The sequence below is a fragment of the Nonomuraea sp. KM90 genome, from assembly GCF_052246675.1.
GTDB lineage: Bacteria > Actinomycetota > Actinomycetes > Streptosporangiales > Streptosporangiaceae > Nonomuraea.
Genome location: NZ_JBQQCB010000036.1, coordinates 16,385 through 40,966, shown reverse-complemented (window position 1 = coordinate 40,966; position 24,582 = coordinate 16,385). Strand labels below are relative to the sequence as shown.

Sequence of the window (24,582 nt, the reverse complement as noted above, 5' to 3'; positions counted from 1 at the left end):
GTGGCTCACCGGGCCGGTAGCCTGCGCGTGTGGTCGGGAACCCGCCTGAGCTGGAGCGTGGCACCGGCGTCCCCGCGCACGTGCAGATCGAGCGGTGGCTGCTGGAGTCGATCGCCGGCGGCGAGCTGGCGCCGGGCGACCGGCTGCCCGGCGAGCGGGAGCTGGCCGGGCGGCTCGGCGTGAGCAGGATGACGCTCAGGCAGGCGCTGTCCACGCTGGAGCGCGACGGCGTGCTGCTGCGGGTGCCCGGCAGGTCGGGCGGCGCGTTCGTGGCCGAGCCGCGCATCGAGTGCGACCTGACCGGGCTGGCCGGGTTCACCGAGCAGATGCGCCGCTCCCACCTGCGGGCCGAGGCGCGGATCTTGCGGGCCGCGACCGTGCCCGCGCCCGCGGCCGCGGCCAGGGCGCTGCGCGTCGAGCCGGGCTCGCCGGTGCACGAGGTGGCCCGGGTGCGCTCGGCGGGCCGCTCCCCCGTGGCGCTCGAACGCTCCTACTTCCCCGACCTGCCCGGCCTGCTCGGCCAGGACCTGACCGGCTCGCTCTACGCCCTGCTGGCCGCCCGCTACGACCTGGAGCCGCGCACGGCGGTCGAGCACCTCGACCCGGTGACCGCCCGGCCGGCCGAGGCCGCCGAGCTGGGCATCGAGCCCGGCACGCCGCTCATGCGGATCGAGCGCACCGCCTTCGCCGGCGACGGCACGCCGGTGGAGTACGCCCTCGACCTGTTCCGCCCCGACCGGGTCCGGATCTCGGTACGCAGCGGCGTCACGGGACCAGCGGCTCCTTGAACACGGTACCCGGCACCCAGACGCCCTCGATCTCGATCTCCACGTCGGCGCCCGGCTCGACCGGCAGGTAGGCGTAGGCGATGGAGCGCCGGGCGGTGTAGCCGTAGCCGCCCGAGGTGACCCGGGCCACCGTCCGCCCGTCGAGCCGCACGGGCTCGTTGCCGAGCGCGACCGCCGCCGGGTCGTGCAGCGTCACGCACCGCAGCCGCCGTTCGGGCGCGGGATCCAGGGCGTCCCTGCCCAGGAACTCCTTGTCGGGCTTGACGCAGAAGCCCAGCCCCGCCTCGTACGGCGTCGTCTCGGGCCCGAGGTCCGCGCCCCACACCCGGTAGCCCTTCTCCAGCCTGAGGCTGTCGATGGCCCGGTAGCCGCCCGCCACCAGCCCGTGCGGCCGGCCGGCCCGCCACAGCGCCTGCCAGAGCCCGAGGCCGTACTCGCTGGAGCAGTAGAGCTCCCACCCGTGCTCCCCCACGAACGTCACCCGCAGCGCCAGCACCGGCACGTCCCCCACGGTGAGCTCCCGTGACGACATGAACGGGAAGTCCAGCGGGTCGGGCGTCAATTCGGCCAGGACGTCGCGGGCGCGCGGTCCCCACAGGGCGAAGCAGGCGTACTGGCCGGTCACGTCGGCGATCCTGGCCTTCGAACCGGTGAGCGCGGCCTGCTTGCGCAGCCAGCCGAGGTCGTGGGAGCCGAACGCGGTGCCCGTGACGACGAGGAACTCCTCCTCGCCGCGCCGGGTGACGGTGAAGTCGCACTCGATGCCGCCGCGCCGGTTGAGCGCCTGCGTGTAGGTGACGGCGCCGACCTGCCGGGCGACCCGGTTGTCGCACACCCACTCCAGCAGCGCGGCGGCGTCCGGACCGGTGACCTCGATCTTGGCGAACGAGCTCTCGTCGAACAGCCCCGCCGTCGTGCGCGTGGCCCGGTGCTCGACCCCGATCGCGGGCGACCAGGCCCGCCCGGCCCAGCCCCGCGGCCGCTCGTCCTGGCCGTCCCCCTCGTTGGCGGCGTAGTGGTTGACCCGCTCCCACCCGGACTTCTCCCCGAAGACGGCTCCGTGGGCGGCGTGCCAGGTGTAGGCGGGCGAGACCCGCAGCGGCCGGCCCGCCGACCGCTCGTGGCCGGGGTAGTGGATGTCGTAGTAGGTCTCGTAGTTCTCGACGGCCCGCTTGATCGTGTACGACGGCGAGCGGTACTGGCGGCCGAACCGGCGGATGTCCATGTGCCAGACGTCCATGCTGGGCTCGCCCTCGACGATCCACTCGGCCATGATCCGGCCGATGCCGCCCGCGCCCGCGATGCCGTGCGCGCAGAACCCGGCGGCGACGAAGAACCCGCCCACCTCCGTCTCCCCCAGGCAGAACTCGTTGTCCGGGGTGAACGCCTCCGGCCCGTTGATCAGCTTGCGGATGCCGACGTCGGCCATCGCGGGCACCCGCACCCTGGAGTTGTCGGAAATTTCCTCAAATCTGGGCCAGTCCTCGGCGAGCAGACGGCCGTTGAAGTCGGGCGGGACGGCGTCGAAGGAGTTCGGCCCGGCCGTCCAGGGGGCGCAGGTGCGCTCGTAGCCGCCCATGACCAGGCCCTGCACCTCCTGCCGGTAGTAGACGAGCAGGTCGGGGTCGCGCAGGGTGGGCAGGCCGGTGTGGTCGTGGAAGGCGTCGGTCACCACGTACTGGTGCGACATGGGCACGATCGGGACGCGTACCCCGGCCATGCGGCCGATCTCGGCCGCGAACATGCCGCCGCAGTTGACCACGATCTCGCAGTCGATGTCGCCCTGGTCGGTGCTGACCCCGGTGACCCGGCCGTTCGCCACCTTGATCCCGAGCACCCGGGTGCGGGTGCGCAGCCTCGCCCCGCCCTCGCGGGCGCGCGCGGCCAGGGCGTAGCACAGCTGGGAGGGGTCCACCTGCCCGTCCGTCGGCAGGTACGCCGCCCCCACCACCCCCGCCGGGTCCATGAGCGGGAACAGCTCCACCGCCTCGGCCACCGAGATCTCCTCCAGCGGCAGCCCGAACGTGCGCGCCCAGCCGATCTGCCGGCGGATCTCCGCCATCCGCTCGGGCGTGGCGGCCAGCTTTATGCCGCCGCACTCCGTCCACCCGGCGTCCAGGGTGCGGTAGAGCTCGACCGAGTACTGGTTCATCCTGGTCAGCGTGGGGTCGGCGCGCAGCTGCCCGACGAGCCCGGCGGAGTGGAAGGTGGAGCCGCTGGTGAGCTCGTCCCGCTCCAGCAGGACGACATCGCGTTCGCCGAGTTGGGTGAGGTGGTAGGCGACGGACGCGCCGCCCACCCCGCCGCCGATGATCACGATCCGGGCCGAGTCGCTCATGCCCGCGAGGCTAACCGGCACGCCGCAAAAGGTCTAGACCGTTTAGGCCGGTGGCGCCTAGCATCGAGCATGGCCGCGCCCGAGGTCCTCGATCGCATCCCGCTGCTGTCCGGCCTGCCGCGCTCCGTGGCGGAGCTGCCCGGCGGGCTCACCAACCACAACTACAAGGTCACCACCCCTTCTGGCACGTACGTGGTGCGCGTGTCGGCCAGCGACGGCGCCCTGCTGGCCATCGACCGGGACGCCGAGCACGCCAACTCCATCGCGGCGGCGCGCGCCGGGGTCGGGGCGCCGGTGCACGACTACCTGCCCGGGCTCGGGGTGCTGGTGGTGGGATACCTGCCGGGGCGTACGTTCACGGAGGCCGACCTGCACGACCCGGCGAACCTGCCGCGGGTGGCGCGGGCCTGCCGCCGGCTGCACGCCGGGCCCCGGTTCGTCAGCGACTTCGACATGTTCGAGGTGCAGCGGCGCTATCTGGAGATCGTGCGCGAGCGGGGCTTCCGGCTGCCGCCGCGCTATCTGGACTTCCTGCCCGTCGTCGCCGACCTGCGCAAGTGCCTGGCCGTCCGGGACGAGGGGACGGTCCCCTGCAACAACGACCTGCTGCCCGGCAACATCCTCGACGACGGTGAGCGCCTGTGGCTGATCGACTACGAGTACGCCGGCAACAACGACGCCTGCTTCGAGCTCGGCAACATCTGGAGCGAGTCCGACCTGCCGCTCGACCACCTGGAGGAGCTCGTCACCGCCTACTACGGCCGCCGGCTCCGCCACAAGATCGCCCGGGCGCGCCTGCTCGGCCTCATGTCCAAATACGGCTGGACCCTCTGGGCCTCCATCCAGGACGGCGCGAACGACACCATCGACTTCGACTTCTGGTCGTGGGGCATGGAGAAGTACGAGCGGGCGGTGGCCGAGTTCACCTCTTCCGGTCTGGCGGGCCTCATGGACGAGGCGGCCCGGGCAGACTAGGGGCATGCTCGCCGCATTGACCGGTCTGGGCCTGTCCACGGCCGCCGGGCTGAACGCGTACATCCCGCTCCTGGTCGTGGGCGTGCTCGCGAACCTCACCGACACCGTGCGACTGCCCGACGGCTACTCCTGGCTGTCGAACTGGGGCGTGCTCGCCGTGCTCGCGGTGCTGCTGATCGCCGAGATGGTCCTGGACAAGGTGCCCGCCGTCGACAGCGTCAACGACGCCATCCAGACCGTGGTGCGCCCGGCCTCGGGCGGGGTGGTCTTCTCGGCCACGAACGCCGCCGCCGAGTTCGAGAACTCGACGTGGATGACCGAGCACCCGTGGGCCGGCTGGCTGCTGGGGATCGTGGTGGCGCTGGCCGTGCACGCGATCAAGGCCACCGCCCGCCCGGTGATCAACGCGGGCACGGCTGGTGTCGGGGCGCCGGTCGTCAGCACGGCCGAGGACGCGGGAGCGCTCGGCATGAGCCTGATCGCGCTGTTCGCGCCCGTGCTGGTGATCGTCGCGTTGCTGCTGCTCGCGGTGCTGGCGTGGTGGCTGATCAGGCGGGTACGCCGCTTCCGGGCGCGCAGGAGGGCGGCCAGGGGTCACCCTCCAGGCTGACCCGCCATCCGCCTCCGGGCTGATCCGCCGCCGCCCGCGCCGCCCCTACGGTTGGGCCCGGGAAGCGAACAACAGGTAACGAAAAGACGTGTGAGCGTCTACGTGGCCCCCAACCCTGGCACGCTCACGCGGTTGGCGCCCGGCGGCCGTTCGGCCGCCGGGCCCTTCACAACCTGTCCAACCTGCCCAGCCAGCCCTCCAGGACCTGCACGAACTCGGCCGGCCGCTCCTCGTGCAGCCGGTGGCTCGACCCCTCCCAGCACACCACCTTGGACTCGGGGTCCTTGAGCAGCCCCGCCTCCCAGGCGGCCCGTCCCGGGTCGGCCCAGATCGACAGCACCGGGCACCGCCGGCGGGCCAGGTAGTCGTCGCTGACCGGGCGCACCCCGATGGCGCCGGGGGCGGTGAACATGGCCTCGAACGCCTGGACCAGGACGTGCGGCGGCATGCCGTGGAGCCTGCGCTTGTGCCAGCGCCTGATGACGGCGGGGGTGGCGGCGTTCGTGCACCATTCGTCGATCTGCTCGGCGGCGGCGTGGGCGTGCGGGCCGCGCAGGGCCGCGATCATCTGGGGGAAGCCGCCGGCGATCCGGTCCGTCATGCCGTAGCCGGGGTCGAGGGTGACCAGCGCGCGCACCCGTTCAGGGTGCTCGACGGCGAGGATGGACACCACCTGGCCGCCCATGGAGTGCCCGACGGCGACCACCTGGGGGAGGTCGAGGTGGCCGAGCAGGGCGTGCAGGTCCTCGGCCATCATGCGCGGGGTGTTGCCGGTCTCGGGGACCGAGGAGTAGCCGTGGCCGCGCAGGTCCACGGCGATCACCCGGTGCCGGGCGGCGAGCGCGTCGATGTGCCAGGACCACTGGTGCGAGTCGGTGCCCCAGCCGTGCACGAGAAGCAGCGGCGGCCCGTCACCCGCGCCCGTACCGTGGTCGTCGGTGTAGAAGAGCCTGACGTCCGCGCCCACCTCCGCGTACGGCATCTATCCCGCGCTCCCCTCGGGGGCCGGCGGCGGGGGCAGCAGCGAGCCCTCGCCCGCCGTCCAGCCGCCGTCGATGGCCAGCTCGGCGCCGGTGACGTACGAGGCGGCGTCCGACAGCAGGAACACGATCGCCGCCGCCACCTCCTCCGGCTCGCCCCAGCGCCCGGCGGGGGCGAGGGAGAAGGTGCCCTCGCCCGACACGGCTCCGAGCGACTGCGTCATCGGGGTGACGATCATTCCGGGATGTACGGAGTTGACCCGGATGCGGTCCCGCCCGAACTCCAGCGCCGCGATCTTCGTCAGCCCGCGCACGCCCCACTTCGAGGCCCCGTAGCCGCCGGTCGCCGGCAGGGCGAACAGCCCGGCGACCGACGACAGGTTCACCACGGCCCCGCCGCCCGACCGGCGCATCGGCCCGACCACGGCCTTGAGGCCCAGGAAGGTGCCGACCAGGTTCACCTGGAGCACGCGCTCGAACTCCTCCAGCGGCTGCTGCTCGATGGTCAGCATGGTGGCGATGCCGGCGTTGTTCACCAGGCCGTCGAGCCGCCCGTACTCCTCCACGGTCTCGGCGACCACCGCCGCCCACGCGTCCTGGCTCGTCACGTCGTGCGCGATGAAGCGGGCGTCCAGCTCCTTGGCGGTGGCCGTACCCTCCTCCACCAGCACGTCGGTGACCACGACCCGGGCCCCCGCCGCGGCGCAGCGCCGGGCGGTGGCCGCTCCCATCCCCCTGGCGCCGCCCGTGATGATCACAACCTTGCCGTCAAGCACCATGTACGCCCTTTCCGGGGTGTTCTGCGAACATGTGAACTGAAACACAGCGCCCAGGTCCGATCAAGGGCTTGCTTGGGCATGCGCGCCGGAACCGCTCCGGCGGACTATCCTTCAAGGCATCGACGGCGAGTGGGGGTGGCGAAGATCGGCGAATTCCTGGTCATCGTGCTGGTGATCCTGGCTTTCCTCCTGCTCTTGGGCGGCGTGGGGATCTATGTGCTGGTCAAGCTGGGCAAGAAGGCCGCGGTGAAGGCCAAACAGGCCACCACCCGGCTCACCACGCACGTCAACGCGATGGGCACCGGAGACGCCGCCGAGGTCGAGCGCCTGCGGCTCGACCTGCGCCGCGAGGTGTCCCTCACCCGGCAGGCCGTCGAGCAGGCCCAGCGCCAGGGCTGGGGCCTGGGCGAGCTGCCGCGGCTGCTGGCCGACCTGACGGCCCAGGCCGACGTGCACGACGGGCAGCTCGGCATGTACGCCCAGCAGCGCCGCCTGTCCCCCTACGTCGACCACGCCACCCTCGACCGGCTCAGGGAGCACCAGGCCAAGCTGACGGCGATGTGCGCGCGCATCCGCGCCGACCTCCTCGGCGACCAGGTGCAGCACACCGCGACGGGCATCGCCGACCTCCACTCCCGCACGGACCTGGAGATCGAGGCCCGCCGCCGCGCCCCTGACCCGCTGGACGAGATCGACGAGCTCTACCGCCGTACGATGGAGGAGCGCAGGGACCTCCCCTGACCATAGATCGTGATGTCGATGCCCGCTGTGACGAATCGTGCGCCCTCGGCACCCCGTTCTCGCGGACGGGGGGCTTCCGGAAGGCGCGCTCTCGGACGGCGCGCTCTGGGACGGTGTGTTCCCGGACGGCGCGCTCACGGACGACAGGGCCACGGCGATGGCGGCCGGCGTTGTGGGACGGTGGTCACGTGACGACGCTGGACGACCTGGTCCGGTTGCGCCGGGCGCGCGACACGATGGACCGCGACTACGCCCAGCCGCTCGACGTCCCGGCGCTGGCGAGCGTGGCCCTCATGTCGCCGGGCCACTTCTCCCGCAGCTTCCGCGCCGCCTTCGGGGAGACGCCCTACAGCTACCTGATGACCCGCCGGATCGAGCGGGCCAAGGCGCTGCTGCGGCGGGGCGACCTGTCGGTGACGGAGGTCTGCTTCGAGGTCGGCTGTACCTCGCTGGGGTCGTTCAGCTCGCGGTTCACCGAGCTGGTCGGCGAGAGCCCGAGCGCGTACCGTGCCCGCAACCATGACGACGGCGCCGCCATCCCGGCCTGCGTCGCCAAGATCTACACGCGACCCGTCAGGAATGGAGCAGCAAAATCCGGCTCGCCGCCGATAGCGTGAAACCCATGGACATCAAGCTGCAACAGTGCTTCATCGCCGTCGACGACCACGACAAGGCGATCGCCTTCTACCGGGACGTTCTCGGCATGGAAGTGCGCGCCGACGTCGGGTTCGAGGGGATGCGCTGGGTGACGGTCGGCTCGCCGTCGCAACCGGACGTGAACATCGTCCTCGAACCACCCCTCGCCGACCCGAACGCCTCCCCCGCCGACAAGGAGGCCATGGCGGAGCTGCTGGCCAAGGGCCTGCTGCGCGGCGTCATCTTCGAGACCGACGACTGCGACGCCACCTTCCGGCGCATCCAGGCGGCGGGTGGCGAGGTGCTGCAGGAGCCGGTCGACCAGCCGTACGGTGTCCGCGACTGCGCCTTCCGCGACCCCTCCGGCAACATGCTGCGCTTCAACCAGACCCGCAAGTAGCGGCGCCGGTGCTCCGGCCCGGCGGGTCCGCCCGGCCGCGCCCGCACGTACGCCAGGCCGGCCGGTGACGTCGGCGGCCTCCCGGCATCAGCCGGTGTCCCGATCCCGGTAGATGACCGCGGCGAGCTCCGCCTCCGTGGCACCGTTGTTCGCCATCGCCTTGACGGCCTGCGCCTGCGCCGTCGTCGGAAGGCCGCCCTCGACGAGAACGGGCAGGAACAGACGCCGCAGAAGCACCTCCGAGGCCGATATGCCGGAGGGGCGGCGGGCCACCGACACGTTGACCCGCAACGCGTGCTCGTTGCCCGGCGGCACGGCCGGGCGGTCGATCTCGATGGCGCTGTAGCGGAAGCCGTTGGCCAGGTCGCAGGGGGCACAGCCGGCCGGGCCCCTGCTGAGCCGGCCGCCGCACTCCGGGCAGGTCAGGCGGTCGTAGGCGGCGTCGACCACGCGCCACGGATGCTTGTCCGGCTCGTCGACGACCATCTCGGCGATCAGGCGCTCGTCGGACGGCTCGCGGGTGCCGAACTCGCGCGTCAGGAAGTCGCGCCAGCCCCCCTCCACGATCTCGTCCACCAGCCCGGCACACCGGGCGCAGTCCGGCGCGCCGGCGGGCTCCCAGTGGGCGCACTCGCCGCATCGTCGCATGGGCGCACCGTACAAGGCGGCCACCAGGCGGCGCACCGCAATTTCCGCCGGTAAATCCGGTTGCACCGGTGCCCGCGTGATCGGCATACTCGGGCACCGAGCCGATCGCTGCCGAAGGGAGGGTGAGACCGTGATGACGACTGTTCGCGTGCCGTTCCCCGCGTCCTCATGCCTTCCCACCGGGAGCCCGCCGGCCTGATCCGGCGCGCCGGTGGGTCTCAGACCTGGAGCTCTCCCACCGTGCCGAAGCACTCGCAACACCGCCGCCGTGGCAAGCACGCCCTCGACGCCGACGACGTCGAATGGCTCGAGACCACCGCCGTCCCCGACACCTTCGACGGCCCCTCTGAAGGCGATCGCTGGTCCACCTGGGACCAGAGCACGCCGACGGAGAAGGGGCCGCGGCCCCACCCTGACTGGCTGGTCACCGAGCTGGCCGCCGTGGACACCGAGCACGGCGTGCTCAAGACCGGCAAGGAAGCCGACGTCCACCTGATCTCCCGCGGCGTACCGGCACGGACCGGGTGTGCCTGCTGGCCGCCAAGCGCTACCGCGTCCTCCGAGCACCGCCTGTTCCACCGCGACTCCGGCTACCTGGAGGGCCGCCGGACCCACGACAACCGCATGAACCGGGCCATGGCCAACCGCACCGCCTTCGGCCGGCAGGCCATCGCGGGGCAGTGGGCGGTGGCCGAGTTCTCCGCGCTGTGCCGGTTGTGGGAGCTGGGGGTTCCCGTGCCGTACCCGGTGCAGATCGTCGGTACGGAGATCCTCCAGGAGTTCATCGGCACCCCGGACGGGTACGCGGCGCCGCGGCTGGCGCAGGTGTCGGACGGGCTCGACTCCCTGTGGGAGCAGCTCGTGGCGGCCATGGTCACGCTGGCCCGCGAGGGTCTCGCCCACGGGGACCTGTCGCCGTACAACCTGCTGGTCCACGACGGCAGGCTGGTGATCATCGACCTGCCGCAGATCGTGGACGTGATCGCGCACCCGGCCGGCCCGTCCTTCCTCGACCGCGACGCCCGCAATGTCGCCACCTGGTTCGCCGCCAAGGGCCACCCCACCGCCGCCCCCGACACCCTCGCCACCCTCCTCCGCCACGAAGCCCGCCTAACCGACTAGCCCACGCCCCCACCCCCCGGACCCTCGTACTCCGGCACCCGCGAACGCCACCCCCAGAGCGCGAGTCCCCCGGCGCGTCACCTGGCAACCCGAGCGCACATGGACGCGAGGCGCCCGGCCGCGGCACGCCGGGCGCCGAGGGCGGGGCGCCGGAGGTCGGAGGTCGGGAGGTCGGGGGTCGGGATGCCGGGATGCCGGGATGCCGGGCTCAGGCGCTGGCCTAGCAGGCGGCCTCTCCCGGGTGGGCGCCCGACTCCAGGGACTCGATAGTCGCGTGCAGCCACGCCAGCTCGGCCTGGCTGGTCGCGTGGGCGATGGTCAGCAGACCCTGCCGGAACGGGTCGCCGAACTCCGCGGCCCCCATCGGCCGGTCCCCGTCGTAGAAGAAGCTCGTCGGCTCCTCCAGGAACGCCAGCCGCCGGCGCAGCACCGCCGCCTGGTCCTTGGGCTCGTCCAGGTGGCGCAGGAAGGCCAGCAGCGCGAACCACCGGTTCTCGTCGCTGATGTCGAGCTCGTCCGGCTCGCGCAGCCGTCGTTCCAGCTCCGCGCACCCCTCCGCGGTCAGGTAGAGCATGCGCCGTGGTGCGGCGGCCTTGCCCGGCTCGTCCTTCCGGGTCAGCCAGCCGGACGTGGCCATGCGCTTGATCGCGGGGTAGAGCGTCCCGTCGGCCACCGGGCGTACGTGCCCCATCAGGGCCGCCACCCTCCGGCGCAGGTCATATCCGTGTAACGGCTGATCCCTGAGGAACCCGAGTATCGCCAGCTCCAACATGACTTCAGTATACCTCGGAGCCGATATATATTGGTGCCGATATACAAGGAGGCCCGCCATGCACGATGCCATCGTTCATCCCAGCGGCGCTCGCATGCGCTGGGTGGAGCTGCCGGGCGCGGATCCGGCCCGCGTCTACGTTCACGGCCTCGGCGCCACCTCGGCCCCCTACTACGCGGAGGTCGCGGCCCATCCCCTGCTGCCGCGGCACCGCTCGCTCCTGATCGACCTGCTCGGGTTCGGCATCAGCGATCGCCCGCAGGACTTCTCGTACACGCTGGAGGCCCACGCCGGCGCCCTGGCCGAGGCCATGCGCAAGGCCGGGGTGGCCGGCGCGGCGGTGATCGCGCACAGTATGGGCGGGGCGGTGGCCACGGTCCTGGCCGCCCGCCACGCCGAGCTGGTCGCCGACCTGATCCTGGTGGACGCCAACCTCGACCCCTACCCCCCGACGCCCGCCCAGCCGGGCAGCACCGGGATCGCCTCCTACGGCGAGGAGGAGTTCGTGGCGGGCGGCTGGAAGGACGTGCGCGAGCGGGTGGGCCCGCACTGGTGGTCCACGATGCGCCTGGCGGACCTGCGCGGCCTGCACCGTACGGCGGTCAGCCTGGCCGCGAGCACCACGCCCACCACGCGGGAGCTGCTGGTCGGCCTGCCGATCCCGCGCGCCTACCTGTATCCGGAGGGCGACGAGCCCGCCGGGGCCGAGGAGCTGCGCGCGGCGGGTGTCCAGGTGCTGGGCATCCCGGAGTCGGGGCACAACATCATGCTGGACAACCCCGAGGCGTTCGCCCGGACTCTCCTCACCCTGTTCCCCTGAGCCCTGAGCCCCTGAGCCCCTGAGCCCGTGGTCGGGTGGGGCCGATGTCGGCGCAACAGCGGGCCGGAGGCCCCCGCTGGAGGGCCCCCGGCCCGCGGGCGTCACGAGGTGGCGCCGTTGTTCCCGGTGACCGTGCCCGTGGCGGCGTCGAGGACCACCTCGTGCTTGGTGCCGTCGGGCGTGACCACGTCCGACTCCCACACGGTCTTGCCCTGCTCCATGTCCAGGTTCAGCTCGGTGACCCGCCCTTCCGGCACCGTGGCCGCGATCTTGTCGGCCGCCTGCGCGTAGTCGAGCGTGGCCGCGGCCACCCGTTCCCGGTGCTTGGCCTTGTCCTCCGCGTCCTCTTCCTCCGTCGTGGGGCCGCTGACGACCTTGCCCGACTCCACGTCCATCTGGTGCTCGGTCCCGTCCTTCCCGACGACCTGCACTTCCCAGATCCGGCCGTCCTGCTCGGTCTCGATGGAGATGAGCGTGGAACCGGGCACCGCGGCCAGGGCCGCCTGGGCGGCCTGCTTCAGGTCTCCGGCACCCGGGCTGCCGGACGGCGAGCCGGTGGGACCGGCCGTCGGCGTGATGGCCGTGGGCGTGCCCAGGGTCGGCGACGACTGGACGGACAGCCGCTCGACCTCCCGGAGCACGGTGCCGCAACCCCCCGCGAGCACCGTCGCGCCGACCAGGGCCCCAACGATCGTCTTGTTCATACCCTGGACGCTGCCCACCCGAAGGTAAACCATTCGCCCAGGTCAGATGGCATATGCCCTACTTGACCCCCGCCTCGCGCATGTCGCGCAGCTCGCGCTTGAGCTCCTTGATCTCGTCACGCAGCCGCGCGGCCACCTCGAACTGGAGGTCCGCCGCCGACTGGTGCATCTGCTCGGTCAGCGACTCGATGAGCGACTCCATCTGGGCGCGCGGCATCTCGCCGGCGATGGCCTTGGCGTGCTGGCCGGCCTGGCGGACCTGGAAGCCGGGCACCGGGGCCTTGCCGCGCGACTGCTGGCGCCCGCTGCCCCAGAGCAGCTTGTCGGTGTCGGCGTCCTCGCGCTGCAGGGAGTCGAGGATGTCGGCGATCTTCTTGCGCAGCGGCTGCGGGTCGATGCCGTTGGCCTCGTTGTAGGCGATCTGCTTGGCCCGGCGCCGGTTGGTCTCGTCGATCGCCCGCTCCATCGACGGGGTGACCTTGTCGGCGTACATGTGGACCTGGCCGGAGACGTTACGGGCGGCGCGGCCGATGGTCTGGATCAGCGACGTCTCGGAGCGCAGGAAGCCCTCCTTGTCGGCGTCGAGGATGGCCACCAGCGACACCTCGGGCAGGTCGAGGCCCTCGCGCAGCAGGTTGATGCCGACCAGCACGTCGAACTCGCCCGTGCGCAGCTCGCGCAGCAGCTCGATGCGGCGCAGCGTGTCGACCTCGCTGTGCAGGTAGCGGACCCGGATGCCCAGCTCCAGCAGGTAGTCGGTGAGGTCTTCCGACATCTTCTTGGTCAGCGTCGTGACCAGCACGCGCTCGTCGCGCTCGGCCCGCTCGCGGATCTCGTGGACCAGGTCGTCGATCTGGCCCTTGGTGGGCTTGACGACGATCTCGGGGTCGACCAGGCCGGTCGGGCGGATGACCTGCTCGACCACGTCGCCCTTGACCCGCCCCAGCTCGTAGGGGCCCGGCGTCGCCGACAGGTAGACGGTCTGGCCGATCCGCTCGAGGAACTCCTCCCACTTCAGCGGCCGGTTGTCGAGCGCCGACGGCAGCCGGAACCCGTGCTCGACCAGCGTGCGCTTGCGGGAGGCGTCGCCTTCGTACATCGCGCCGATCTGCGGCACCGTCTGGTGGGACTCGTCGAGGACCAGCAGGAAGTCCTCGGGGAAGTAGTCGAGCAGCGTGTTGGGCGCGCTGCCGGCCTCGCGGCCGTCCATGTGGCGCGAGTAGTTCTCGATGCCGGAGCAGGTGCCGATCTGGCGCATCATCTCGATGTCGTACGTCGTGCGCATCCGCAGCCGCTGCGCCTCCAGCAGCTTGCCCTGCCGCTCCAGCTCCGACAGCCGCTCGGCCAGCTCCGCCTCGATGCCGGTCACGGCGGCGGCCATGCGCTGCTCGCCCGCCACGTAGTGGGAGGCGGGGAAGATGTAGAGCTCCTCGTCCTCGGTGATGACCTCGCCGGTCAGCGGATGCATGGTCGAGAGCTTCTCGATCTCGTCACCGAACATCTCGATGCGCACGGCCAGCTCTTCGTATTTCGGGATGATCTCGATCGTGTCGCCGCGCACCCGGAACGTGCCCCGGGTGAAGGCCAGGTCGTTGCGGGTGTACTGCATGTCGACCAGGCGGCGCAGGAGCTGGTCGCGGTCGACGTCCATGCCGACGCGCAGCCGGGCCATGCGGTCCACGTATTCCTGCGGCGTGCCCAGGCCGTAGATGCACGACACCGAGGCGACCACGATGGTGTCGCGGCGGGTGAGCAGCGAGTTGGTGGCCGAGTGGCGCAGCCGCTCGACCTCGTCGTTGATCGAGGAGTCCTTCTCGATGTACGTGTCGCTCTGCGGGACGTAGGCCTCAGGCTGGTAGTAGTCGTAATAGGAGACGAAGTATTCGACCGCGTTGTTCGGCAACATCTCCCGCAGCTCGTTGGCGAACTGCGCGGCGAGCGTCTTGTTGGGCTGCATGACCAGCGTGGGCCGCTGCAGCCGCTCGATCAGCCAGGCGATCGTGGCCGTCTTGCCGGTGCCGGTGGCGCCCAGCAGGACGTTGTCCTTCTCCCCGGCCTTGACGCGGCGCTCCAGCTCGGCGATGGCCGTCGGCTGGTCGCCGGAGGGAGTCATCTCGGTGACGACCTCGAAGGGCGCCACCTTCCGCTGCAAATCAGTGACCGGTCGCATGTTGCCACTGTAGGCGGCCCGACCGACATAAACCGTCAGGCCGAACGCTCCCCGATGCGGGGGAAGGGAGTGGTGGAGAAGACCACCTCGACGGGCACCTCGAAGTATTCGGCGATGCGCAGCGCCAGGTAAAGGCTGGGGCTGTATTCGCCGCGTTCGAGATAGCCGATGGTCTGGTAGTGCACCCCCAGCGCGTCGGAGAGCTGCCTGCGGGTCACGTTCCGCTCTGCGCGCAGCAGCGCGATGCGGTTGTAGACGGTCTCGCTCATCACCGCGTATCTTCTCAGGTCACCCGCTGCATCGCCCGCTGACGGCGCTCTTCCATCGCCGAGCCCGACTCCCGCCTGGCCATACGGCGCAGGATGGGCGGCGCCAGCACCAGCCCGGCCACGGCCCACGCGAGCAGCACGAGGGTGGTCTCCACGGGCCGCCACGAGCCGCCGATCTCCGCCGCGGCCGCCGCGTCGGGCAGCAGCGCCGAGCGCATGCCGAGGCCCAGCCAGTAGAGCGGGAAGACGTGGGCGAGGGCCTGGAGCCAGCCGGCCAGCGCCGTGATCGGGTAGAAGATGCCCGAGATCGCGGTGAGCCCGCCGACGGTGAGCATGGACAGCCCGGCCGCCGCCTGCGGGCTGGTGGCCAGGGCGCCGATGACGGCACCGAGCGGCAACGAGGACAGCAGCCCCAGCAACGCGATCCAGGCGACGGTGAGCCATCCGCCCGGCCCCACCCCGAGCAGCCCGGGCACGAAGAACAGCCCGGCGACGAGCATCAGCACCAGGGAGCCGGCGGTGGACACGGAGAGCATCACGATCCGGCCCACGAGGTAGCCGACCATGCCCTGGGGCATGGCCTTGGCCCTGAGCAGGGTGCCGTCCTCGCGCTCGACGGCCAGCGAGCCGACCGCCCCCATGAGCGCGTTGAACGGGACCAGGAGCCCGAGCATTCCCGGCAGCGTGGCCGCCGCGAGCGAGACGTCGGTGCCGGGCAGCTTCGCGTCGCGCTGGAAATAGAGCACGACGATGAGGCCGACGGTGCTCACCACGGTGAAGCCCATGTCCTGGACGCTGGTGAGCTGTTGCCTGAACTCGATCCAGCCGCGGCTCAGCCCGAGCCGGGCCGCGTGCAGCGTGGGGTTCACGCCTCCTCCTTCTTGACGATGGCCATGTAGGTGTCCTCGAGCGTGGCCCGCCGCACCTCCAGGTCGCCGATCTCGGTGCCGTGCTGCTCGAACAGGCCGCGGACGAAGCCGGTGGCGTCCTGCGTGGCGTGCACGAAGTGCTCCCCGTCGCGGCTCCAGCGCACCTGGGCGTCGCGGGAGACCTCGCGGGCCAGCTTGTCGGGGCTGCCGTCGGCGACGATCCGGCCGCCGGCCAGGATGAGGATGCGGTCGGCGAGCTTCTCGGCCTCGTCCAGGTCGTGCGTGGTGAGCAGGATCGTGGTGTCGTCGAGGTCCGACAGGCGATGGACGAGGTCGTGGAAGTCGCGCCTGGCCTGCGGGTCGAAGCCGGCGGTCGGCTCGTCGAGGAAGAGCACCTCGGGCCGCCCGACGATGCCGATGGCGACGTCGAGCCGGCGCCGCTGCCCCCCGGACAGCCGGTTGATCCGGTGGCCGGCGTGCTCGGTGAGCCCGACGGCCTCGATCAGCTCGTCGGTGTCGAACGGCGGCCTCCCGTGATGCGCGTACGGCTCGTAGTAGCGGCCGAGGTGGTGCAGCAGCTGGTGCACCCGCCAGCGGCCGTGGTCGCGCCACGACTGCAGCACGACGCCCAGCCGGGCCCGCCAGCGCTCGTCGCCGCGCGCCGGCTCGACGCCCAGCACCCGTACGTGACCCGCGGACGGCCTCCGGAACCCCTCCAGGACCTCGATCGTCGTCGTCTTGCCCGCGCCGTTCGGCCCGAGCAGAGCGATCACCTCGCCGGGGCTGACGGTGAAGGCCACGTCGCGCAGGACCTCCTTGCTCCCGTACGCCATCCGCAGCCCGGCGACCTCGATGGCGGAGCCGTTCTGCCCGAGGTCGACGCCACTTTCAAGCGCTCTCACCGCTCCCATCCGCCCTCCATATAGTAGGTCTACTACATCAATAGCACACCTACTACAGGAAGCAATAGATATGTGACACCACATTGCAAGCGAACAGTAAGTCACACCCGATACGGTCTGAATCGCCCGTAGCGGAAAAGGAAGGTTCAATGTCACGACCCAGAGAGGCACTGATCCAGGCGGGGCAGGGCATAGCCCAAGCGGTTGCCCAAGGGGGTGACGTACGCCAGGCGATGGGCCAGGCCATGGGGCAGGTCGTGGACCAGGCGGGGCAGTTGGCGGGCCAGGGCCGTGGCTTCGCGCTGAACCCGCATGACTTCGCCGCGGCGCGCGACGGCGGCGCGTCCGTCGGCACCCTCATCGAGGCCCGCTCGGCGTCGCTGAACGAGGCCGGCGAGATCGTCAACCGCAGCTTCGCCGAGAACGGCATGCACGTCATCTCGCCCGTGGTGATCCCCAAGAGCGGCACCGCCAAGATACTCATACCGCTGGGCATCCTCGTGCTGCTCGGCCTGATCGGCGCGCTCGGCAACGTCGTCCCGAACGTCGACGTGGTCTTCGGCCCGCACTACTGGGTGGTCCTCATCCTGGCCGCCGTGTTCCTGTGGTGGCGGCGCAGCGTGGTGATGGTGCCCGAGGGCTGCAAGGCGCTGATCACCCAGTTCGGCAAGCTGGTGCACATCGCGGACCCGGGCCGGGTGACGCTGTTCAACCCGTGGAAGCGGGTCAGCTACATCGTCAACACCACCCGCGAATACCCGTTCAACGCGCCGATCAGCGAGGCCCCCACGCAGCAGGGCGTCAAGGCCAGCGTGGACCTGTTCCTGCAGTTCCGGATCGAGAACCCGGCGGAGTTCATCTTCGTGCTCGGCTCGGTCAGCGGCTTCCAGTCCAAGCTCCAGAACGCCATCAGCGAGGTCACCCGCTCGCTGATCTACGCCCAGCGCGCCGAGGAGATCTACGACCTGGTGGGCGAGAGCACGCTCGGTATGCTGGAGAGCCTCAACCAGCAGTTCCTGCCCGCCGTCCGGCTCACCGACGTCAACATCACGCACGCCGAGCCGTCCAGCCAGGAATACCGCATGGACCTGGCCGCCCCCGAGATGGTCCGCGTCGCCAAGGAGGCCTACACCTACGAGTACGAGCTCCAGCTGCGCAAGGAGCAGAACGAGGGCGACCTGATCAAGGAGCTGGCCGGGCTGCAGGAGACGCTGAGCGCCATCCAGGCGGAGATCGCCGGCTACCAGGCCCGCATGGACACCGCGCTCGAACGCGCCACCCACCAGGCCACGGCACAGGCCAGGCAGCGCCTGGTCGAGGCCGAGTCCACGGCCAACGCCAACGCCGCGCTCCTGGAGGCGCAGGCGCTGGACATCAGGGCGCTGTCGGCCGCCGAGGCGCCCGAGATCCTCGACTACCGCTTCCAGCAGGACCTGCTGACCAAGCTGGAGTCGGTCGCCCACAGGCTGCCGCAGGTGGTGCAGGTGGGCGAGCACACCGACATCGACTTCCTGGCCCTGGCCCAGCAGCTCGTGGGCGGCAAGGACGCGGCGCTGTTCTCCGCCGAGGACATGGCCGCCATCCGCTCCAGGCTCGACGAGATCGGCGCCCGCGTACGCGACCGCGAGGCCGAGATCGCCGCGCTGCTGCACAAGGCCGCCGCCGACGTGGAACAACCGCCGGCGACGCCGGAGCCCGACTCCGAACTGGAGCGGACCGTCGAGCGGCTGCTGCCGGGCGGGCAGCAGCACGGACAGGCTGGGAGTGAGATCTGATGAGCCGCGAGTTTTCGAAGATCAAGGAATCGCTGGCCTCCTGGGGAGACATCCGCCAGCTCCTGCGCGGCGGCGAGCAGGGCCAGCTCGTGCCCGTCGTGATCCCCAAGGACCGGCGCGGCTTCGCGTGGATGACGCTGGTGTTCCTGGCGCTCTACTTCGCCGGCATGGCCGCGCTCACCGACCTCACCCTCGTCGCGGCGTTCGCGGCGCTGTTCAGCCTGCTCATCGCCATGGTCACGATGTGGCGCAAGGCGATCATCGAGATCGAGGAGGGCACCACCGGCGTGCGCAGCCGCTGGGGCGCCATCACCGGCACGCTGCCGCCGGGCCGCCACTACCTGTGGCTGCCGTGGGACCGGGTGGACGCGGTCGTCGACACCTCCACGGAGATCCCGTACTCGGCCCCGATCGTGGCCTGCCCCACCGCCGAGAACGTGCCGCTGAAGTCGATCGAGTTCTTCCTGAAGTTCCGCATCGTGGACCCGGTCGCGTTCGTCCGCACGATCGGCGCGGGCAACTTCGACCTGGTGCTGTCCAGCGCGGTGCAGGACGCGATCAGGCAGCGCAGCCGCCGGGTCAACACCGAGCGCGCGTACGACCTGCGCGGCTCCGACGTCGGCGACATGCAGGACGCGCTCAACCGCCAGCTGGGCCGCTACGGCGTGCGCATCACCGGCGCCAACATCCCCGACGTGCAGCTGCCCGACCAGTACCAGCAGCACCTGGCCACCCGCGAGAAGGTGGCCAAGGAGCTCTCGGCCTACGAGCGCGAGTGGGAGCTGACCCGCAAGCGCCGCATCGACACCCTGTTGATGGAGATCGAGCGCTCCAAGAAGACCCGTGACGCCCGCGTCGTCGAGGTCAAGGCCGCCCACAACAACGCGCGCAAGAACGTGGCGCGCATGCTGGAGGAGCAGGAGACCGAGGCGCAGCGGGTGACGTGGGAGATCGAGGCGCGGGGCAGGGCCGACCTGACCTCCGCCGAGAACGAGGCCAAGGCACTGCGCCGCCTGGCCGAGTCGTACCGGGACAACCGGGCCGTGCTGCAGTACGAGCTGGCCCGCAAGCGCCTCGACGTGGGCGCGAAACTGACGGAGAACGCCCCCCAGCCGCTGGTCGTACGCACCCAGCAGGGTCAGTCGGACTCCGCGCTCTCCACCCTCATCCTGGCCCAGCTGCTCCCCCGCATCTCGGGCACGGGAACAGGCCAGATGAACGGCCACACCCCTTCCGCATAGGAGAACCCCATGGTGTTCCGCAAATTGATGGCCGCGTTCGGCGCGGGCGTCGAGGTTGACACGGTGTTGACCAACACGGGCGTGCGCCCCGGCGAGCTGCTGCGCGGCGTCGTCCATTTCCGTGGTGGCAACTCCGACTACAAGGTCGAGGGCATCTACATCGACCTCACCGCCGTGGTGGAGGTCGAATCCGGCGACAACGAGTACAAGACGAGCTACAGCTTCCTGCGCCAGCAGGTGGCGGGCACGTTCCAGCTCGCGAAGGGCGCGCAGCACCAGCAGCAGTTCGAGATCGCGATCCCGTGGGAGACGCCGATCAGCGCGATCGCCGGGCACCCGCTGCACGGCATGAAACTGGGCGTGCAGACGGAGCTGGCGCTGGCGGGCGCGCTCGACAAGGGCGACCTCGACCCGCTGTTCGTCAGCCCGCTGCCGGCCCAGGAGCACGTGATCGGCGCCCTCGACCGGCTGGGCTTCCAGTTCAAGAAGGCCGACCTGGAGCGCGGCACCCTGTACGGCTCGACCATGCCGTTCTTCCAGGAGATCGAGTACTACGCGGGCGGCCAGTGGCGGCGCCACTTCAACGAGCTGGAGCTGACGTTCATCGCCGGGGCGCGGCAGATGGACGTCATCCTGGAGGCCGACAAGCGCGGCGGCTTCCTGAGCTCCAGCCACGACTCCTACAACCGCTTCACCGTGCGCTACGACGACTCGCCGCAGTCGGCGGAGACGGCCCTGCAGCGCGGCCTGGAGCAGATGGCCCGCCACCGCGGGTGGTTCTAGCCCGGAGTCACGGCTCCCCGATGAGGGCGGAACATCCGCCCCCATCGGGGATGTGAGGCGATAATTCACCACATCTCCCGCTAGGAGATCGCTCCTTTGCGTGCAGTGGCAGTCGCATGGCGCGGTCGTTACCATGACCTCGGGAACTGACTGATCGTCGGACGGCGGGGCGAGCGATGGCACGGTTCATGGCGGCGTTGAGACGGACCGCCCCGTGGGCGGCGCGCAACGCCGACGGCGCCATCGCGCTCACCCTGGCCATCGCGGTCGGCGTGCTCGGCATCATGCCGCCCGAGATCTTCGGCGCCAAGGGCGCCGACATCCAGCGCCAGCTCGTCACCGCCTCCACCTTGGTGATCATGGCCCTGGTGGCCACCGCGCTGCTGCGCGACCGCGCCCGCCAGGCCCCCGTGGAGAAGACGATCACCTCGGGCGCGCTGGCCGAGCTCCCCGTACGCCTGGCGCGCCTGGAGGAGATCGAGACGATGGTCCACGGCACCCGCAGAGCGCTCGACTCGCTCCAGCTCGTCCGGGTGCTGGCCAGCAAGCAGGAGATCGCCCAGTCCCACGCCGAGGCGCGCAAGGACACCACCCGGTGGAGCTTCAAGGGCGGCACCGGCACCTACCTGCGCGCGGTCACGCTCCCCCTCTGCGTGGCGGCCGCCCGCAGGGACAAGCGCCACCTCACGGTCAGGGTCGAGGTCATCGACCCGTCCAACGCGGAGGTGTGCGAGACCTACGCGCACTACCGGCGCTCGCTGTCCGACGTCCCCGACGGCACCGGGGAGACGTGGACGACCGACCGGGCCAGGAAGGAGTCGTACGCGACCATCCTGGCCGCCTTCTGGCACCGCCAGCGCTACGGCCTGCTCGACATCGGGGTGGGCCTGTCGTCGACGATGACCACGTTCCGCTGGGACCTGTCGAGCAGCCGCCTGATCATGACGGTCGAGGACCCGAACCGGGCCATGACCGCGCTGGCCGACACGTTCTACTACGAAAACTGCGACACCGAGCTGCGGCTCAGCTTCGAGCAGGCGCGGCGGGTGCCGCTGGAGATGTACAAGAAGGTGCCGCTCGGCGACGAGCCCACCATCGAGGAGGTGCAGGAGCTGTTCGAACGCATCGGGGTGCCCCTGCCCAAGTCCTACAACGGCCGTGACGTCGTCGACATCGCCCGCAAGGCCCTGCGTGCCGTTGACCCGTACGGTGAGCCGCGCCCGCCGGTCCCCGCCCACCCGTCATGAGCTACCACGGCGTCCGGGAGCTCCTGCGGGCGGGCGAGGCCAGGTCGTGGGCCCTGGCGGAGCTGTCGCGGCCCGGCCTGACCGGGGTGCGCCACCCGCTCGGATTCGTCTGCCTGCCGCTGGAGCGCGACGGCGGCGAGGGGGTATGCCTCCACCTGTGGTCCGACTCGCTCACGCCCGCCGAGAGCACCACCTCGCAGATCCACTGCCACAGCTGGGACCTGGTCAGCCACGTGCTCTACGGCCAGGTGCGCAACGTGCACGCCGTGGTCACCGACGCCGGCGCGGACGCCACGCACCGGGTGTTCGAGGTGGTCAGCGGGGCCGACGGCGACCGCATCTCGCCCACCCGCCGCACCGTGCGGCACGCCACGGGCCTGGTGGAGGTCTTCGGGCCCGGTGACACCTACACGCTGGCCGCCGACCGGTTCCACAGCAGCGTCGTGCCCGAGGGCGGCGAGGCGGCCACGATCGCGCTCGGGCGGGGCCGGGGCCGGGCCGGCAGCCGCGACCTGTCGCTCGGGCCGCTGGGCGGCGGCCTCCACCACGTCTCCAGGCAGCCGCTGGACGCCGGGGAGACGGCCCTGGCCGTACGCCTGATCGCCGCGCACCTGACCTGAGAGGGACCCGATGGACCTGGATCACGCTCGCACGGTGGCCGTGGACGCCGCCGAGGCCGCGGGGGCGCTGCTCCTGGAGGGCACCCGGGGCGCGCTCGGCGTGCGGGCCAAGGGCGAGGCGGGCGACGTGGTGACCGACCTCGACCTGGCCTCGGAGAAGCTGCTGCTGGAGCGGATCCTGACGGCGTACCCGTCGCACGCGGTGATCGCCGAGGAGTCCGGGCTGGCCGGGGCGGCGGGCGGCGAGTGGACGTGGCTGGTGGACCCGCTCGACGGCACCAACAACGTGGCGATCGGGCTGCCCACGTACGTGGTGGGCCTGGCGCTGTGCCGGGGCGGGCTGCCGCTGCTGGGCGTGGTGCACGACCCCGTCTCGGGGCAGACGTGGTCGGCCGTCCGGGGGAAGGGCGCGGTGGCCTCCTCAGGGGCCCGCCTGGCTCCCCCCTACGCGCCGAGCCCCCACGGGCCGCTGGTGGCCTGGACGCAGGGCTACGGCATCGCCAGGGACGACGCGACCGTGCGGGGGCTGAAGACGGCACTCGACCTCGGCGCGCGCCGGGTGCTGCAGCTGTGGGCGCCGCTGCTGGCGTGGGCGATGCTGGCGCGCGGCGACATCGACGGCATGGTGGGCTACCGGGCCGGGGTGGTGGACCTGCCGGCCGGGGCGCTGCTCGCGCAGGAGGCCGGCATCGAGATCCGGGCGCTGGACGGCGGCCCGTACGACGAGTGCATCGACGCCCCCGCCGGGGAGCGCAGCTTCGTGGCCGCCCACCCCCGCGCCCTGCCCGGGCTGCTGGCGCTGCTCCACTGAGGAAAAGTGCGCAGAAAATGTGTGTCCTTTGTCGATGAGTTCTGTCACCGTTCGACGTCTAGTTAGAGGGTGCCCGGCAGACGGCACCGAACGGAGAGGAGCCCGACATGATCACCACGACCGAGCTGGCGCAGGTGCTCTTCGCCACCGCCCTGCAGCCCTCCGACACGCTGTCCCCGTTCCAGATCCGCGCGGCCGTGAACGAGCGGCTGTGCGCGTGCGGCGGCGACCCGTCCTGGTGCGCGGCGTACGTGGCGCAGGAGGCCGGCGACCACCCCGAGATGTACGTGCCCCGGATGCGCTGGGCCCTGGACGCGGTCGCCGGCGCCTACGAACTCGCCGCCGCCTGACCCGCTCCCGGCGGGCTCAGCCGAACTCCACCAGCGCCCACACCGTCGCCAGGAGCCCGGCGACGGCCAGGCCCGCCCCGGTGAGCAGGAAGCGGCGCATCGGGACCCTGACCTCGTGGCGGCGGCACGACTCGAACCACAGCAGCGTGGCCAGCGACGCCCACGGGGTGATGACCGGGCCGACGTTGGTGCCGACCAGCAGGGCCAGCAGGCGGTCCTGGTCGGCGGGCGGGATGACGATCTCGACGGCCTGGTAGGCGGGCAGGTTGTTGATCAGGTTGGACAGGCCGGCCCCGACGGCGGCCGTGCGGTAGGGGTCGCCCTCCGTGCCGATCATCCAGGTCATCAGAGCGGACAGGCCGTGGCCGCTGAGCGTGGGCACGACCAGGAACAGGCCGGTCACGAAGATGACGAGCTGCCACGGGACGAGGCTCCACGTCAGGCGCCGGCGGGCGCGCAGCACGAAGGCGCCCAGGACGATGGCCGCGGCCACCGTGGCCGCGACGGCGACGTGCGCCTTGAGCAGCAGCAGGACGATGAACAGCAGGCAGCCGGCCGAGGCGGCCGTGAACAGCACGCGGTCGGCCACGGGCTCCAGCACCGGCGGGGTGTAGCGCAGGTCGCGCCGCTCGCCGCGGCGCCAGTAGAACACCCACAGGAACACCATCGTCACCGCGATCGAGACGATCTGGGGCGCCCACATGCGGGCGGCGAACTCCTGGGCGTCGAGGCCGATCTTGTCCATGCCCAGGAGGTTGGTCAGGTTGGAGACCGGCAGCAGCAGGCTGGCGGTGTTGGCCAGCCAGATCGTGGTCATGGCGAGGGGCAGGGCGGCGATGCGGGCCTTGGGGGCCAGGGCGAGCATGACCGGGGTGAGCAGGACAGCCGTCGTGTCCAAGTTCAGAAATATCGTGACAAATGACGCGAAAGCGGCACAAAGAAAGAAGAGGGCGGCGTAGTTGCCACGTCCGAGCACCGCCATCCTCGCCGCGATCGCGTCGAAGACCTGGGCCTCCTTGGTCAGCTCGGCCAGCACGATGATCGCGACCAGGAAGACCAGCAGCGGGCCGATCTCGTCGAGGCTGCGCACCGCATCGGCCCAGGGCAGCAGCCCCGTCGCCACGAAGACCAGGCCGAGAACCAGCAGCCCGATCCTGATCCAGTCGAGCACGCCAACACGCCGCAACACCCGATGATGATCGCACACAGGCTCCAAAATGCCGATCCCGCAG

At 71.3% G+C, this 24,582-nt stretch carries 26 protein-coding genes; 15 read left to right on the top strand and 11 right to left on the bottom strand.

Annotation, left to right across the window (positions count from 1 at the left end):
- The first annotated feature begins 29 nt into the window (after positions 1-29).
- Positions 30-788, top strand: a complete 759-nt coding sequence (locus tag ACTWPW_RS30100) for a GntR family transcriptional regulator (protein WP_375109360.1) — start codon at positions 30-32, stop codon at positions 786-788.
- Here ACTWPW_RS30100 and ACTWPW_RS30095 read toward each other — a convergent pair.
- Positions 766-3,126 carry a GcvT family protein gene (locus ACTWPW_RS30095; RefSeq protein WP_443170606.1) on the bottom strand — a complete coding sequence of 787 codons (2,361 nt, stop codon included), beginning with the start codon at positions 3,124-3,126 and terminating at the stop codon, positions 766-768. The genes ACTWPW_RS30100 and ACTWPW_RS30095 overlap by 23 nt on opposite strands.
- 69 nt (positions 3,127-3,195) lie before the next feature.
- On the opposite strand from ACTWPW_RS30095, the gene ACTWPW_RS30090 reads away from it, so the two are divergent.
- Positions 3,196-4,101 carry a choline/ethanolamine kinase family protein gene (locus ACTWPW_RS30090; RefSeq protein WP_443170605.1) on the top strand — a complete coding sequence of 302 codons (906 nt, stop codon included), beginning with the start codon at positions 3,196-3,198 and terminating at the stop codon, positions 4,099-4,101.
- Positions 4,102-4,105: 4 nt separating this feature from the next.
- Positions 4,106-4,711: a DUF4126 domain-containing protein gene (locus ACTWPW_RS30085; RefSeq protein WP_375109357.1), complete on the top strand. Its 606-nt coding sequence runs from the start codon at positions 4,106-4,108 to the stop codon at positions 4,709-4,711.
- Between the two features lie 166 nt (positions 4,712-4,877).
- On the opposite strand, the gene ACTWPW_RS30080 is transcribed toward ACTWPW_RS30085, so the two are convergent.
- Together ACTWPW_RS30080 and ACTWPW_RS30075 are read right to left on the bottom strand one after the other, a co-directional pair.
- Positions 4,878-5,693, bottom strand: coding sequence for an alpha/beta fold hydrolase (locus tag ACTWPW_RS30080; RefSeq protein WP_443170604.1), 816 nt, complete (start codon positions 5,691-5,693; stop codon positions 4,878-4,880).
- Positions 5,694-6,470 carry a glucose 1-dehydrogenase gene (locus ACTWPW_RS30075; RefSeq protein WP_443170603.1) on the bottom strand — a complete coding sequence of 259 codons (777 nt, stop codon included), beginning with the start codon at positions 6,468-6,470 and terminating at the stop codon, positions 5,694-5,696.
- A 135-nt stretch (positions 6,471-6,605) separates the two neighbouring features.
- Between ACTWPW_RS30075 and ACTWPW_RS30070 the strand changes: the two genes are divergently transcribed.
- The 3 genes from ACTWPW_RS30070 to ACTWPW_RS30060 all read left to right on the top strand — a co-directional run bounded on the left by ACTWPW_RS30070 (position 6,606) and on the right by ACTWPW_RS30060 (position 8,247).
- Positions 6,606-7,211, top strand: coding sequence for a hypothetical protein (locus ACTWPW_RS30070; protein ID WP_443170602.1), 606 nt, complete (start codon positions 6,606-6,608; stop codon positions 7,209-7,211).
- A gap of 236 nt (positions 7,212-7,447) precedes the next feature.
- Positions 7,448-7,828 (top strand): helix-turn-helix transcriptional regulator, encoded by a 381-nt coding sequence (locus ACTWPW_RS30065; RefSeq protein WP_375109531.1) that lies wholly within the window; start codon positions 7,448-7,450, stop codon positions 7,826-7,828.
- A 5-nt stretch (positions 7,829-7,833) separates the two neighbouring features.
- Positions 7,834-8,247 (top strand): VOC family protein, encoded by a 414-nt coding sequence (locus tag ACTWPW_RS30060; RefSeq protein ID WP_364118611.1) that lies wholly within the window; start codon positions 7,834-7,836, stop codon positions 8,245-8,247.
- 87 nt (positions 8,248-8,334) lie between these two features.
- Here ACTWPW_RS30060 and ACTWPW_RS30055 read toward each other — a convergent pair whose 3' ends face one another.
- A complete protein-coding gene (locus ACTWPW_RS30055; RefSeq protein WP_443170601.1) occupies positions 8,335-8,895 on the bottom strand; it encodes a hypothetical protein in 561 nt (186 codons plus the stop codon).
- A 240-nt stretch (positions 8,896-9,135) separates the two neighbouring features.
- Between ACTWPW_RS30055 and ACTWPW_RS30050 the strand changes: the two genes are divergently transcribed.
- The gene (locus ACTWPW_RS30050) at positions 9,136-10,017 is read left to right on the top strand and encodes a serine protein kinase RIO (protein ID WP_443170600.1); all 882 of its coding nucleotides are present in this window, start codon (positions 9,136-9,138) and stop codon (positions 10,015-10,017) included.
- Between the two features lie 220 nt (positions 10,018-10,237).
- On the opposite strand, the gene ACTWPW_RS30045 is transcribed toward ACTWPW_RS30050, so the two are convergent.
- Positions 10,238-10,789 (bottom strand): PadR family transcriptional regulator, encoded by a 552-nt coding sequence (locus ACTWPW_RS30045; RefSeq protein ID WP_443170599.1) that lies wholly within the window; start codon positions 10,787-10,789, stop codon positions 10,238-10,240.
- Between the two features lie 58 nt (positions 10,790-10,847).
- On the opposite strand from ACTWPW_RS30045, the gene ACTWPW_RS30040 reads away from it, so the two are divergent.
- A complete protein-coding gene (locus ACTWPW_RS30040; RefSeq protein ID WP_443170598.1) occupies positions 10,848-11,609 on the top strand; it encodes an alpha/beta fold hydrolase in 762 nt (253 codons plus the stop codon).
- Positions 11,610-11,710: 101 nt separating this feature from the next.
- Here ACTWPW_RS30040 and ACTWPW_RS30035 read toward each other — a convergent pair whose 3' ends face one another.
- The 5 genes from ACTWPW_RS30035 to ACTWPW_RS30015 are packed head-to-tail and all read right to left on the bottom strand — an operon-like array spanning position 11,711 to position 16,532.
- Positions 11,711-12,313: a PepSY domain-containing protein gene (locus tag ACTWPW_RS30035; RefSeq protein ID WP_443170597.1), complete on the bottom strand. Its 603-nt coding sequence runs from the start codon at positions 12,311-12,313 to the stop codon at positions 11,711-11,713.
- A gap of 58 nt (positions 12,314-12,371) precedes the next feature.
- Positions 12,372-14,483: an excinuclease ABC subunit UvrB gene (uvrB, locus tag ACTWPW_RS30030; RefSeq protein WP_364118601.1), complete on the bottom strand. Its 2,112-nt coding sequence runs from the start codon at positions 14,481-14,483 to the stop codon at positions 12,372-12,374.
- A gap of 35 nt (positions 14,484-14,518) precedes the next feature.
- Positions 14,519-14,752, bottom strand: coding sequence for a helix-turn-helix transcriptional regulator (locus ACTWPW_RS30025; RefSeq protein WP_375109347.1), 234 nt, complete (start codon positions 14,750-14,752; stop codon positions 14,519-14,521).
- A gap of 14 nt (positions 14,753-14,766) precedes the next feature.
- Positions 14,767-15,621 (bottom strand): ABC transporter permease, encoded by an 855-nt coding sequence (locus ACTWPW_RS30020; protein ID WP_375109346.1) that lies wholly within the window; start codon positions 15,619-15,621, stop codon positions 14,767-14,769.
- A complete protein-coding gene (locus tag ACTWPW_RS30015) occupies positions 15,618-16,532 on the bottom strand; it encodes an ABC transporter ATP-binding protein (RefSeq protein WP_443170596.1) in 915 nt (304 codons plus the stop codon). Before ACTWPW_RS30015 ends, ACTWPW_RS30020 begins: the two co-directional genes overlap by 4 nt.
- A 140-nt stretch (positions 16,533-16,672) precedes the next feature.
- On the opposite strand from ACTWPW_RS30015, the gene ACTWPW_RS30010 reads away from it, so the two are divergent.
- The 7 genes from ACTWPW_RS30010 to ACTWPW_RS29980 all read left to right on the top strand — a co-directional run bounded on the left by ACTWPW_RS30010 (position 16,673) and on the right by ACTWPW_RS29980 (position 23,350).
- On the top strand, positions 16,673-18,298 hold the full coding sequence (locus ACTWPW_RS30010) for an SPFH domain-containing protein (protein ID WP_375109344.1): 1,626 nt from the start codon (positions 16,673-16,675) through the stop codon (positions 18,296-18,298).
- A complete protein-coding gene (locus ACTWPW_RS30005) occupies positions 18,298-19,539 on the top strand; it encodes an SPFH domain-containing protein (protein WP_375109343.1) in 1,242 nt (413 codons plus the stop codon). Before ACTWPW_RS30010 ends, ACTWPW_RS30005 begins: the two co-directional genes overlap by 1 nt.
- 9 nt (positions 19,540-19,548) lie before the next feature.
- Positions 19,549-20,322, top strand: coding sequence for a sporulation protein (locus ACTWPW_RS30000; RefSeq protein ID WP_375109342.1), 774 nt, complete (start codon positions 19,549-19,551; stop codon positions 20,320-20,322).
- A 188-nt stretch (positions 20,323-20,510) separates the two neighbouring features.
- Complete coding sequence (locus tag ACTWPW_RS29995; protein WP_375109341.1) at positions 20,511-21,569, top strand: hypothetical protein; 1,059 nt, start codon at positions 20,511-20,513, stop codon at positions 21,567-21,569.
- The gene (locus ACTWPW_RS29990) at positions 21,566-22,189 is read left to right on the top strand and encodes a hypothetical protein (protein WP_443170595.1); all 624 of its coding nucleotides are present in this window, start codon (positions 21,566-21,568) and stop codon (positions 22,187-22,189) included. The genes ACTWPW_RS29995 and ACTWPW_RS29990 overlap by 4 nt, the downstream gene beginning before the upstream one ends.
- Before the next feature lie 10 nt (positions 22,190-22,199).
- Positions 22,200-23,000 carry an inositol monophosphatase family protein gene (locus ACTWPW_RS29985; protein ID WP_364118587.1) on the top strand — a complete coding sequence of 267 codons (801 nt, stop codon included), beginning with the start codon at positions 22,200-22,202 and terminating at the stop codon, positions 22,998-23,000.
- A 107-nt stretch (positions 23,001-23,107) separates the two neighbouring features.
- Positions 23,108-23,350 carry a hypothetical protein gene (locus ACTWPW_RS29980; RefSeq protein ID WP_375109339.1) on the top strand — a complete coding sequence of 81 codons (243 nt, stop codon included), beginning with the start codon at positions 23,108-23,110 and terminating at the stop codon, positions 23,348-23,350.
- Positions 23,351-23,366: 16 nt separating this feature from the next.
- On the opposite strand, the gene ACTWPW_RS29975 is transcribed toward ACTWPW_RS29980, so the two are convergent.
- Entirely contained in the window at positions 23,367-24,539 is a 1,173-nt protein-coding gene (locus tag ACTWPW_RS29975; RefSeq protein ID WP_375109338.1) for an SLC13 family permease, read from the bottom strand.
- Positions 24,540-24,582: the final 43 nt, after the last annotated feature.